This window comes from Stenotrophomonas sp. PS02300, from assembly GCF_029959395.1.
In the GTDB taxonomy this organism is placed as follows: Bacteria; Pseudomonadota; Gammaproteobacteria; order Xanthomonadales; family Xanthomonadaceae; genus Stenotrophomonas; species Stenotrophomonas maltophilia_AD.
Window position 1 is genome coordinate 1 of sequence record NZ_JASCOP010000117.1, and the last position, 12,360, is coordinate 12,360.

The window sequence follows — 12,360 nt, forward strand, 5'->3', positions numbered from 1 at the left end:
GTAGGGGGTAGCGGGGCCTTGAGCGGCAGGAGCCGCGAAGAGCTCCATGGATGGATTCACGCGTGCCCCGCTGCCCCCTACCGCCCCGCGACCAAGCCCGGAAGAGGAAGACGCTGACGCTTCCAGCTCGTTAAATTATTGTAATTAGAATGCGAACGATTTACATTTGCGTCCCGTTGTGCACCCCCACCGCCTCCGCCGAGACCCCGCATGTCCTTCCGCACCCTGCCGCCCGCTTCGTTCCGCCGCGCCCCGCTGGGCTTGGCCCTGCTCTCCGTGCTGTCGCTGGCCTCGCCCCTGGCCCTGGCTGACACCGTCGATGCCGGTGGCGCCGCCGACGCCAAGACCCTTGACCAAGTGAACGTCGTCGGCACCCAGCGCGCGCCGTCCAGCACCACCCGCCTGCCCATCACCCTGCAGGAAACCCCGCAGTCCACCAGCGTCCTCGCCCTCGACCGCATCCAGAACGAATCGCTGTTCTCCATCAACGACGTCATGCGCAACATCACCGGCGTCAACGTCTCCTTCTACGACACCCAGCGCCCCCTGTACTACGCGCGCGGCTTCACCATCACCGACTTCCAGGTCGACAGCCTGCCCACCTACAGCGGCTCCACCAACCAGGAATACGACACCGCCTTCTACGACCGCATCGAAGTCATCCGCGGCGCCAACGGCCTGCTCAGCGGTGCCGGCATTCCCTCGGCCACCGTCAACCTGCTGCGCAAGCGCCCCGGCAAGGAATTCGACGCCTCCTTCGCCATCAGCGCAGGCAGCTGGGACTTCCGCCGCATGGAAGCCGACGTCAACGCCCCCCTGACCAGCGACGGCCGCTTCCGCAGCCGCGTCGTTGCCGCCTACACCGATCGCGAGCTGTATTACGACCGCTACAAAGAAGACAAGATGGCCGGCATGGCCGTGCTCGAAGGCGACCTGACCGATTCCACCACCGTCACCGTCGGCTACCAGCGCCAGGACAACAACCCGGTCGGTTCCACCTGGGGCACCGTGCCCTTCTTCAACAGCGACGGCACCTTCGCCCACCTCCCGCGCGAAACCAACATGGCCCCCAAGTGGAGCTACTGGCAGCGCGAAACCAGCACCGCCTTCGCCAACCTCGAACAGCGCTTCGGTGAAAACTGGCTGCTCAAGCTCAACACCGCCTACACCCGCGGCAACGTCCAGAACGTGCGCGTCTACGGCAGCGGCTACCCCGATCCCGTGACCGGTGCAGGTACCTGGCTGCTCGCCGGTGCCGGCGACGCCGAAGACACCCGCAAGGGCGCCGACCTGTTCCTGTCCGGCACCTTCCCCGCTTTCGGCCGCGAACATGATGTCGTCGTCGGTGGCAGCTGGTCCGACCTCGAAGCCACCACCTGGACCCTCACCTCGGTGGCCAACTGGCGCTACAACATCCCCGACATCCGCAACTGGAACGGCGACATTCCCGAGCTGACCGCCAGCCGCACCGGCGCCCGCCGCATCGCACGCACCCGGCAGAGCGGCGTGTACGCCTCCACCCGCCTGCGCCTGGCCGACCCGCTCTCGCTGATCGCCGGCGCGCGCCTGAGCCGCTGGGAAACCCTGACCCGCGCCTACAACGCCGCCGGCACCTATACCGGCACCAGCGGCCAGTACAAGGTCACCGACGAAGTTACCCCCTACGTCGGCCTGGTCTACGACATCGTCCCCGACTTCTCGGTGTACGCCAGCTACACCGAAATCTTCAACCCGCAGAACTACAAAGACCGCAACGAGAACCTGCTCGCCCCGGTGGAAGGCTCCAACCTGGAAGCCGGCATCAAGTCGCAGTGGTTCGACGGCCGCCTGACTGCCAACGCCGCCATCTTCCAAGCCAAGCAGGACAACTACGCCGTGCGTGACATGAGCCTGCCGGATGGCTCGCTCAGCGATGGCAGCTCGGCCTACATCGGCGTCAACGGCACCAAGTCGCGCGGCTGGGAAATGGACATCAACGGCGAAATCCGCCCGGGCTGGACCGTCAATGCCGGCTACACCCACGTCAAGGTGACCCGCGCCACCACCGACCTGATCTACGCCAACCTGCCCGAGGATTTCCTGCAGCTCAGCACCAGCGTGCGCCTGCCCGGCGTGCTGGACCGCCTGACCGTGGGCGGTGGCTTCTCCTGGCAGAGCGAAGTGGAGGGCTACAACATCCCCTACCCGCTGGGCGGCACCCGCACCGTGCGCCAGCCGGCCTACATGCTGGTCAACCTGCACGCCAACTACCAGATCAGCGACAGCTGGACCGCCACCCTGAGCGTGCGCAACGCGCTGGACAAGACCTACTGGGCCAACCTGGACTACAACAACTACGGCGAACCGCGCTTCATTTCCGCGAGCCTGCGCTGGAAGTACTGATCCGCCGCGCCACTTAAAACTGAATGGGCCCGCCTCCTGGCGGGCCTTTTTTATGCTGCGCTGCGGGTTGCACCGCCGTCCGTAATTATGGCGTAATTACCGAAACGTCATTCGGATGCCCGTCGATGAACCCCAGTTGGGACACCTTGGAGCGCGGCCGCCAGGCCCGGCTTGAACGCGCCGCCCCCTGGGCGCGTGGCCGCAACGTCGCCGCCGACGATGCCATCGCCCTGCTGCACGCGCTGCTGGAGCCGGGCGACAAGGTCTGCCTGGAGGGCAACAACCAGAAACAGGCCGATTTCCTCGCCCAGTGCCTGGCCGACCTCGACCCGGCCCGGGTCCACGACCTGCACATGGTGCAGTCGGTGCTGTCGCTGCCCTCGCACCTGGATGTATTTGAACGCGGCATCGCCTCCAAGCTCGACTTCTCCTTCTCCGGCCCGCAGTCGGTGCGGCTGGCCAACCTGGTCGCCGAAGGGCGCATCCAGATCGGCGCCATCCACACCTACCTGGAACTGTTCGGCCGCTACTTCATCGACCTCACCCCGCGTGTCGCCCTCGTTGCCGCCCAGGCCGCCGACCGCCACGGCAACCTCTACACCGGCCCCAACACCGAAGACACCCCGGTGATCGTCGAAGCCACCGCGTTCGGCGGCGGCATCGTCATCGCCCAGGTCAACGAGATCGTCGACACCCTGCCCCGCGTCGACATTCCCGCCGACTGGGTCAACTTCGTGGTGCAGGCGCCGCGCCCGAACCATATCGAACCGCTGTTCACCCGCGACCCCGCGCAGATCTCGGAGATCCAGGTGCTGATGGCGATGATGGCCATCAAGGGCATCTACGCCGAATACGGGGTCAACCGGCTCAACCACGGCATCGGTTTCGATACCGCCGCCATTGAACTGCTGCTGCCCACCTACGCCGAATCGCTCGGGCTGAAGGGAAAGATCTGCCAGCACTGGGCGCTCAACCCGCACCCGGCGCTGATCCCGGCGATCGAATCGGGCTTCGTCAAATCGGTGCACTCGTTCGGCTCCGAGCTGGGCATGGAGAAGTACATCGCCGCGCGCGGCGATGTGTTCTTCACCGGCGCGGATGGATCGATGCGCTCCAACCGCGCGTTCTCGCAGACCGCCGGGCTGTATGCGTGCGACATGTTCATCGGTTCCACCCTGCAGATCGACCTGCAGGGCAACAGCTCCACCGCCACCCGCGACCGCATCGCCGGCTTCGGCGGCGCGCCCAACATGGGCTCGGACGCGCGCGGCCGCCGCCATGCCAGCGACGCCTGGTTGAAGGCCGGCCAGCAGGCCGCCCGCCCCGGTGAAATGCCGCGTGGGCGCAAGCTGGTGGTGCAGATGGTGGAAACCTTCCGCGAACACATGGCCCCGGCCTTCGTGGATCGGCTGGATGCCTGGGAACTGGCCGAACGCGCGGCCATGCCGCTGCCGCCGGTGATGATCTACGGCGACGACGTCAGCCACGTGCTCACCGAAGAAGGCATCGCCAACCTGCTGCTGTGCCGCACCCCGGAGGAACGCGAACAGGCGATCCGCGGCGTGGCCGGCTACACCGCCGTGGGCCTGGGCCGCGACCGCGCCATGGTGGAGAACCTGCGCGACCGGGGCGTGATCCAGCGCCCGGCCGACCTGGGCATCCACGTGCGCGATGCCAGCCGCGACCTGCTGGCCGCGCGTTCGGTGAAAGACCTCGTGCGCTGGTCCGGCGGCCTGTACGACCCGCCCAAGCGCTTCCGCAACTGGTAAGGGAACCTGCCATGGAAACCCTCGACTATCGCTTCACCGGCACCCAGGCCGTGCACTTCCCCACCGATGCGGTGCTGGTCGGCGTGCTGGCCTCGGGCAACCTGGAAATCCTGCTGGAACCGGCCGCGCTGGACGGTGCGATGGCGGTGCGCATCATCACCGCCGCGCGCGGCTTCGGCACGATCTGGGAAGCGGTGATCACCGATTTCGCCCGCCGCCACCCGCTGCGCGATGTGCAGGTGTCGATCAACGACGCCGGCGCCACCCCCGCCGTGGTCAGCCTGCGGCTGGACCAGGCAGTGGAAACCCTGCACGCCGGAGACAGCGCATGAGCCTGGCCCACCGCCACAGCTATTACGAAGCCGACGCGCGCGAGCGCATCGCCGGCCTGCTGGATAGCGGCTCGTTCAAGGAACTGCTGGGGCCCGCGCAGCGCGCGATCAGCCCGCACCTGGCCCAGCTGGACCAGCCCGCCGCGTTCGACGACGGCATCGTGGTGGGCGAAGGCCAGCTGCGCGGCAGGCGCGTGCTGGTAGCCGCGCAGCAGGGCCAGTTCATGGGCGGCGGCGTGGGCGAAGTGCACGGCGCCAAGCTCACCGGCCTGCTGCAACGCGCCGTGCAGACCCGCCCCGAGGGCGTACTGCTGCTGCTCGATACCGGCGGCGTGCGCCTGCATGAGGCCAACGCCGGGCTGATCGCCATTTCCGAAATCATGCGCGCGGTGCTGGCCACGCGCGCCGCCGGGGTACCGGTGCTGGCGCTGATCGGCAGCGGCAACGGCGCGTTCGGTGGCATGGGCATCGTGGCCCGCTGCTGCACCACGGTGATCATGTCCGAGGAAGGCCGGCTGTCGCTGTCCGGCCCGGAGGTGATCGAAACGGTGCGCGGCGTGGAAGAGTTCGATGCGCGCGACCGCGCCCTGGTCTGGCGGGTCACCGGCGGCAAGCACCGCTACCTGATCGACCAGGCCCAGGTGCTGGTACCCGATGCGATAGAGGCGTTCGCGCAGGCGGCATGGGATGCCCTGCAGCCGGATGCCGCCAGCACCGGCACCGATACCGCCCTGGCGGCGCTGCAGGCCCGCCACGCCGCCCTCAAGGCGCGCGCGCAGGCCTGGGGCGATTGCCGCGATGGGCTGGAAATCTGGGCACGGCTCGGCATCGACGATCCGCAGCGGCTGCCGCTGCTGGATACCGATGACTTCCTGGCCGCCACCGCTGACCGGAGCCTGCCATGACCATGCTGCTCAATACCCTGCTCGACGCGCTGTTTCCGCGTGGGCACGCCATTACCGTCACCGATTCGGTACTGACCGGCACCGCCACCACCGACGACGGCGAGGTGACTGTGATCGGCACCACCGACAAGATCGAAGTGGGCGTGGATCACGCGCTGGTGCTGGCCGAAACGGTATTGGCGAGCACCGCCGAGTACCCGCAGCGCCCGATCGTGATGCTGGTCGATACCGCCGGCCAACGGCTGGCGCGCCGCGATGAACTGCTGGGCATCAATGGTTACTTCGCGCACCTGGCGCAGACGTTGGACCTGGCCCGTCGCCGTGGCGCGCGCCTGGTCACGCTGGTGTACGGCGAATCGGTCAGTGGCGGGTTCCTGTCGTTCGGGCTGATGGCCGACCACATCCATGCCCTGCCCGATGCGCAGGTGCGGGTGATGGACCTGCGCGCGATGGCACGGGTGACCAAGCAGCCGCTCGAGAAACTGCAGGCGCTGAGCCAGAGCTCGCCGGTGTTCGCGCCGGGCGTGGAGAACTACGTTGCGATGGGCGCGGTGCAGTCGGTATGGCACGGCGATCTGGCCCAGGCCTTGCTGGACGCACTGCGCACGCCGGCCGACGGCGACCGCCGCGCGCAGCGCGGTGCCGAGCGTGGTGGCCGAACCCTGGCCGCGCGCGTGGCTGCACAGGTGGCCGCCGGCGATGCCTGACCGGCCTGCCCGCCACGCGCTGGTCTGGCTGTCGGCGCAGGCCGATTGGCGGGCTGACGTGGCCGCGCATGACGCGCGCCTGGCGGCGTGGTTTGCCCAGGGCTGGCCCGCCGTGGTGGCGCGCCGCGCTGCCGATGATCCCGATCCCCGCGTGCGCCTCGGTGTTCCCCTTCCCCCCGCCGAGGGCAAGCAGCGATTGGGCCTGCGGGTACCGCTGGGCGACATCGTGCGCCAGCAGGCGCCGCTGGAACTGGCGGAGGTGCGGGTGCACCCCGGATTGCCGGAGGCGTGGCAAGACGCGCTGGCGGCGCTGGACAGGTTGGCGCCCGCCCGGGTGTTCGGCGCGTTTGCCTGGCAGGTGCTGACCGGATTGCAGTACGTGCATGCGCGGTCGGATATCGACCTGCTGTGGGATGTCGAAACCGCGCCGGATGCCGACGCGCTGGTTGCTGCCGTGCAGGCGTGGGAGCTGCGCTTTGGCCGGCGCGTGGATGGTGAGCTGAGCCTGCCCGATGGCGGGGCGGTGAACTGGCGCGAGTATGGCGGTGGGTCGCGGCAAGTGCTGGTGAAGCGGGTGGATGGGGCCGGGTTGGAGTTGCGGTCGAACCTGTTTGGGTGTGTGGGGTTGCCACGCAGGGCGTGGCACTACGGGGTCGCCTGGTGAGCGCGGTTCTGAACGTTCTGCGGCCTTGCGTCGATTCCGTGCGATTGGGGCGGCTGGCGGTGGACAGCCTGCATGCGGAGCTGGCAGTGGCGCCGAAGCCGGGGCTGGTGACGCCGTTCGATCCGGGCAGCCATGACGACATGGATGCCGGTACCTTCCTGCGCAGCCTGTTTGCGTTGCGCCACTACTTCCGCGATATCGCGCTGGCCGGTGCGGACGATGCGCCGTTCCCTGCGCTGCGCACGCTGGGCATCCAGGCCGAGGCAGCAATGTTGCGTGCCACCGGGGGAATCAATACGCACCGGGGTGCGATCTTCAGTCTTGGGCTGCTGGTGGCGGCGGCTGCGCGTTGCCGCAGCATGGGGCTGCCGGTGTCGGGCGAGCAGGTCTGCCTGGGCGTCCGGCACTGGTCGCCTGAGCTGCTGGCCGCGCCGCTGGATCCGCACAGCCCGGGCCAGCGCGTGCGCGCCCGGCATGGCATTGCCGGGGTGCGCCAACAGGCGGCCGCGGGGTATCCGATGCTGCGCACGTTGGCGCTGCCGACCCTGCGCGAAGCGCTGGCGGCCGGTCTTCCGCGCGAGGCCGCGCTGTGCCACACGCTGATGGCGTTGGTGGCCAAACTGGATGACATCAACCTGCTGCATCGTGGCGGTGCCGAAGGCCTGCACTGGGCCCGCACCCAGGCGGCCACGTTCATGGCCGATGGCGGTGCGTTCGCCGCCGGTTGGCGCCCGCGCCTGCAGCAGCTGGGCGAGGCGTTCGTGGCCCGCCGGCTGAGCCCGGGCGGCAGTGCAGACCTGCTGGCGTGCAGCGTTTTCCTGCTGCAGCAGGAGGCAGCATGAGCTTTGCCCTGCTCTGCCCCGGCCAAGGCGCGCAGCACCCGGCGATGTTCGACCGGGTGCGCGACAACGCGGCGGCGCGTGAGGTGCTTGACGGATTAAGTGAGGTGCTGGGCCAGGACGTGTTCGCTGCGGCAGGCGCGGAGGCGCGCTTTGATAACGCGCTGGCGCAGCCGCTGCTGTGTGCGGCCAGCCTGGCGCACTGGCAGGCGCTTCGCACTGGGCTGCCGGTGCCGGGCATGGTGGCCGGTTACAGCATTGGTGAGCTGGCGGCACATGCCATCGCCGGCAGCTTCGATATACGCGCCTGCCTGGCCCTGGCGGCGCAGCGTGCGCGTTACATGGATGCTGCCAGCCCCGCCGACTCAGGCATGCACGCCGTGCTGGGACTGGACCGCGCGCGGGTGCAGTCGCTGTGCGCGGCGCATGGCGCGTACATCGCCATCGTCAATGGCCATGATCATTTCATCGTGGGGGGTGCGCTGGCTGGACTGCAGGCGATGGCTGCCGATGCGCGCGCTGCTGGTGCGGATATTCGCCCGTTGCCGGTGCACGTGCCTTCGCACACGCCCTTGCTGCAGGCGGCGGTTCCGCGCTTCGCCGCTGCGCTGGAGGCGGTGGCGTGGCAGCCGCCGGGCCTGCCGGTGCTGGCCGGCATCGATGGGCGGGTGGTGCGCGACCACGCCGGCAGCGTGCACACGTTGTCGGCACAGCTGGCGCAGACCATCGAATGGGCGCAGGTGATGCGCCAGCTGTTCGAACGCGGTGCGCGGGTGTTCCTGCAACTGGGCCCGGGCACCGCGCTGGCGCGCATGGTAGCCAGCGCGTATCCGTGCTGCGAGGTCCGCGCGGTCGAAGAATTCCAGCACCTGGACGGTGCGGCGGACTGGGTGCAACGCGCACTCGGTCGCCTGCAATGAGCGGTTGGCTCCACCTGTAGCACGCCACACCCCGTGGATGGCGGGTTCCCATCCGTGCGGTACGCGAATCACGTGTCTGGGAGGGCGCATGAGTCCACAAATTGCAACGATCATCGGTCTGGTGATCATGTTCATCATCGCCACTGCCCTGCCGATCAACATGGGTGCGGTAGCGTTTGCGCTGGCCTTCATCATCGGCGGCATCTTCGTGGGGATGGAGGGCAAGGAGGTGCTGGGCGGCTTCCCGGGCGATCTGTTCCTGACCCTGGTGGGTATTACGTATCTGTTCGCGATCGCGCAGAAGAACGGCACGATCGATCTGCTGGTGCACTGGGCGGTGCGGGCGGTGCGCGGGCGGATCGTGGCCATTCCGTGGGTGATGTTCGTGGTCACGGCGGTACTGACTGCGTTCGGTGCGCTGGGTCCGGCGGCGGTGGCGATCATCGGGCCGGTGGCGCTGCGGTTCGCGAAGCAATACAAGATCAACCCGCTGATGATGGGCCTGCTGGTGATCCATGGCGCGCAGGCGGGTGGGTTCTCGCCGATCAGTGTGTACGGCAGCATCACCAACGGGGTGGTGCAGAAGGCGGGGCTGGAAGTGACGGAGATGGCGGTGTTCCTGACCAGCCTGGGCTTCAACTTCATGATGGCGACGATCTGTTTCTTCGCATTCGGCGGGGTAGCGTTGATGCGGCGCGGTGCGGTGGCGATGGGCGGCGGTGAGCTGGCGTTGGCCGGTGGGCCGCAGGCGTCGTCGCGGCAGTTCGCGATCGAGGGCCACGGGGCGCTGGTGTCGGCGGGCGGCGGGACGTTGTCGAACGATCCGGATGCGCTGGAGGCGGTGGGCATCACGCGCGAGCGGTTGTTCACGCTGGTGGGGCTGGTCGGGTTGGGCGTGGCGGCGTTGATCTACAACCTCAATGTGGGGCTGGTGTCGATCACGGTGGCGGTGGTGCTGGCGCTGTTGTCGCCGGCCAGCCAGAAGGGTGCGGTGGATGGGATCAGCTGGTCGACGGTGCTGTTGATCTGCGGTGTGGTGACGTATGTGGGGGTGCTGGAGAAGGCCGGTTCGGTGGACTTCATCGGCAACGGGGTGTCGAACATCGGTATTCCGCTGCTGGGGGCGCTGCTGGTCTGTTATGTGGGCGGGATCGTGTCGGCGTTTGCGTCGTCGGCGGCGGTCTTGGGCGCGACGATTCCGTTGGCGGTGCCGTTCCTGCTGCAGGGGCACCTGGGCGCGGCGGGCGTGATCTGCGCGCTGGCGGTGTCGTCGACGATCGTGGATGTGAGTCCGTTTTCGACCAACGGTGCGCTGGTGGTGGCGTCGGCGGCCAAGGAAGAGCGCGAGTCGCTGTTCCGCCGGTTCCTGGTGTACAGCGGGCTGGTGGTGGTGTTCGGGCCGCTGTTGGCTTGGCTGCTGTTTGTTGTTCCTGGCTGGATGTAAGGCTGCAAGCAACATCAAGAGCAACAGCCCATTGCCAGAGCCTCCGCGGCTTGGCGGGACGGTGCGGGGTTGCGGGGGACGCCGCAAGTACGTCCATGTAGGCTTGGTCGCCGCATCCATGCGGCTCACACCCCCGCAACCCCGCCCCGACCCACCTTTGACGGTGTGTCGGTGGCCACGGGAAAGAAGGAATACAATTCGTTCATGGCTATTGCCCCTGCCCCGCGTTCCTCTAAAAAGCGCGCGCCTCTCTATGAAGAGGTGGCCGAGCATGTGCGTGAGCGCATTTATGACTATCGCTTGCCTCCGGGTGAGTGGATTGATGAGCCGGGGCTTTGCGAGGAGCTGGGGATCAGCCGTACGCCGTTGCGCGAGGCGCTGAAGCTGCTGGCGGCGGAGGGGCTGGTGCAGATCGATGCGGGGCGTGGGGCGCGGGTGACGCGGCTGACGCTGGAGGATCTGAACCAGCTGTTTCCGGTGATGGCGATGCTGGAAGGGCGCTGTGCGCATGAGGCGGTGAAGCACATCGATGATGCGGGGGTGCAGCAGTTGGAGGCGCTGCATGCGGCGATGGAGGCGGCGGCGGCGGAGGGCAACATTGCCGACTACTACCGCAACAACTATCTGATCCATGAGACGGTGCAGCACTACGCCGGTAATCCGTGGTTGATCCGGATCACGCATGATCTGCACCGCATTCTGAAGATGCATCGCGGCCGGCAGTTGTTGACGCCGGGGCGTACGGCGCAGTCGCTGGCGGAACATCGCGAGTTGATGGAGTGTTTCCGCCGGCGCGATGCGGAGGCGGCCGAGCGCACGATGGAACGGCACCTGCTGAGCCAGGGCCAGGCGTTGGCGGCGTATGTGGCGGCCGGGGGATTGTTGAACGTCCCCGCCCCGCTGCCCACTCAAGGCGGCACGTAATACCCCCCCGGTAGAGCCACGCCGCGCCCCGTGACCAGTGGGCGCCATTCCAATGAACGCGTCGCCACGCGCCCGGGACCCGCCGCACCGAGATGTAGCGTGGTTCGCGCGTGGCTGCGCAATCAGGTCGGGCGTGTTTCCCGCAGGCCCCAAAGAACGGGCAATACCAACAGCGCGACGGCCGCGATCATCGCGCCGGGTGCGGCCGCCCAGCCGGTGTGGCGTACGAGCAGTTCGGCCAGCAGTGGGGTGGCGCCGCCGAAGAAGGCGGTGGCCATGGTCACGCCCAGCGCCAGGCCGCTGAGCCGGCCTTCGCCGGGGAACTGTTCGGCGGTGGCCGGTGCGGCGACGGCGCTGACGCCGCCGGCCAGGCAGGCCAGCACGACGGCGGCCAAGGCGATCTGGACGGCGCTGCCGGTGGCCATCAGGCCAAACATGGTCAGCGGCAGCAATGCCGAGAGCAGCGCCAGGCTGATCAGCACCGGTCGGCGCCCGACCTTGTCGGACAACGCGCCGGCCAGCGGGGTCACGCCGATCACGGCGACGGCGGCGATGGTGGACAGCCACAGTGCCTTGGATTCGCCGATGTCGCTGGACGAGCCGAGGAACGCGGGTACGTAGGTGATGCCGACGTAGTAGGTGATGGAGCCCAGGGCGGAGATGGCGAAGGTGCGCGCGACCGCGCCGCGGTGGAAGCGCCAGGTGTCGCGGATCGGTGAGGTGGGTACGGTGCCGGCGGCCACCTGGCGTTCGAACTCGGGCGATTCGTGCATGGTCGAGCGCGCGAGCAGGATCGCGCCGGCCAGGGCGGCGCCGATGAAGAAGGGAATGCGCCAGCCCCAGCCATCGAGCTGGGCGCTGCTGAGCAGCGCCACGGTCAGTGCCGAGAGTGCCACGGCAAGCAGGGCGCCGACTTCGCTCGCGGCGGAGGCCAGCGAGGTGACCAGTCCGCGCCGGCGCAGGGGTGCGCTTTCGAGCAGGTAGGCCACCACGCCGGTGTATTCGCCGCCTACCGAGAACGCCATGACGCAGCGAAGCAGCAGCAACAGCACGCCGGCGGTGGCGCCGATGCTGTCGAAGGTGGGCAGCAGCGCGGTGGCCAGCATCGCCACGGTCATCAGGGCCATGGAGGCCAGCAGCATGTAGCGCCGGCCGAAGCGGTCACCGAGGTGGCCGAAGCAGAGCGCGCCGAGGGGACGCATCAGGTAACTCACCGCGAACCCGGCCAGGGTGGCCAGCAGGGCGTTGTCGCCGCCGCCGAAAAACACCCGCGACAACACGGTCGCAAGGTAGAGGTACAGGGTGAAGTCGTACCACTCCACCACGGTGGAGAGGCCGGCGACGATCATGGAGCGGGTGGGTGCGGCCGGGGGTGGGCTGGTCATGGGTTCGGAGCCTACGACAAACGGCCTGCAGACCGTGTCGTCGTAGAGCCACGCCCTGCGTGGCTGCGCTTCGTCGGACACCCTGCAGC

At 68.3% G+C, this 12,360-nt stretch carries 11 protein-coding genes; 10 read left to right on the forward strand and 1 reads right to left on the reverse strand.

Annotated features, from left to right (window positions below; genetic code table 11):
- Positions 1-210 precede the first annotated feature (210 nt).
- The 10 genes from QMX79_RS16795 to QMX79_RS16840 all read left to right on the forward strand — a co-directional run bounded on the left by QMX79_RS16795 (position 211) and on the right by QMX79_RS16840 (position 10,886).
- Positions 211-2,382: a TonB-dependent siderophore receptor gene (locus QMX79_RS16795; protein WP_282247749.1), complete on the forward strand. Its 2,172-nt coding sequence runs from the start codon at positions 211-213 to the stop codon at positions 2,380-2,382.
- Between the two features lie 125 nt (positions 2,383-2,507).
- Positions 2,508-4,151 carry a malonate decarboxylase subunit alpha gene (gene mdcA / locus QMX79_RS16800; protein WP_282247750.1) on the forward strand — a complete coding sequence of 548 codons (1,644 nt, stop codon included), beginning with the start codon at positions 2,508-2,510 and terminating at the stop codon, positions 4,149-4,151.
- Between the two features lie 11 nt (positions 4,152-4,162).
- Positions 4,163-4,483 carry a malonate decarboxylase acyl carrier protein gene (mdcC, locus tag QMX79_RS16805; protein ID WP_282247751.1) on the forward strand — a complete coding sequence of 107 codons (321 nt, stop codon included), beginning with the start codon at positions 4,163-4,165 and terminating at the stop codon, positions 4,481-4,483.
- Positions 4,480-5,388 carry a biotin-independent malonate decarboxylase subunit beta gene (locus tag QMX79_RS16810; protein ID WP_282247752.1) on the forward strand — a complete coding sequence of 303 codons (909 nt, stop codon included), beginning with the start codon at positions 4,480-4,482 and terminating at the stop codon, positions 5,386-5,388. Before mdcC ends, QMX79_RS16810 begins: the two co-directional genes overlap by 4 nt.
- Positions 5,389-5,390: 2 nt before the next feature.
- A complete protein-coding gene (gene mdcE, locus QMX79_RS16815) occupies positions 5,391-6,095 on the forward strand; it encodes a biotin-independent malonate decarboxylase subunit gamma (protein ID WP_282247757.1) in 705 nt (234 codons plus the stop codon).
- The gene (gene mdcG, locus QMX79_RS16820; protein ID WP_282247753.1) at positions 6,088-6,759 is read left to right on the forward strand and encodes a malonate decarboxylase holo-[acyl-carrier-protein] synthase; all 672 of its coding nucleotides are present in this window, start codon (positions 6,088-6,090) and stop codon (positions 6,757-6,759) included. The genes mdcE and mdcG overlap by 8 nt, the downstream gene beginning before the upstream one ends.
- Complete coding sequence (mdcB, locus tag QMX79_RS16825; RefSeq protein WP_282247754.1) at positions 6,756-7,601, forward strand: triphosphoribosyl-dephospho-CoA synthase MdcB; 846 nt, start codon at positions 6,756-6,758, stop codon at positions 7,599-7,601. Before mdcG ends, mdcB begins: the two co-directional genes overlap by 4 nt.
- The gene (mdcH, locus tag QMX79_RS16830; protein WP_282247755.1) at positions 7,598-8,518 is read left to right on the forward strand and encodes a malonate decarboxylase subunit epsilon; all 921 of its coding nucleotides are present in this window, start codon (positions 7,598-7,600) and stop codon (positions 8,516-8,518) included. The genes mdcB and mdcH overlap by 4 nt, the downstream gene beginning before the upstream one ends.
- Before the next feature lie 88 nt (positions 8,519-8,606).
- Complete coding sequence (locus QMX79_RS16835; RefSeq protein WP_068850068.1) at positions 8,607-9,962, forward strand: SLC13 family permease; 1,356 nt, start codon at positions 8,607-8,609, stop codon at positions 9,960-9,962.
- A gap of 204 nt (positions 9,963-10,166) precedes the next feature.
- On the forward strand, positions 10,167-10,886 hold the full coding sequence (locus tag QMX79_RS16840; protein WP_282247758.1) for a GntR family transcriptional regulator: 720 nt from the start codon (positions 10,167-10,169) through the stop codon (positions 10,884-10,886).
- Between the two features lie 122 nt (positions 10,887-11,008).
- On the opposite strand, the gene QMX79_RS16845 is transcribed toward QMX79_RS16840, so the two are convergent.
- Entirely contained in the window at positions 11,009-12,271 is a 1,263-nt protein-coding gene (locus QMX79_RS16845) for an MFS transporter (protein WP_282247756.1), read from the reverse strand.
- Between the last annotated feature and the right edge of the window lie 89 nt (positions 12,272-12,360).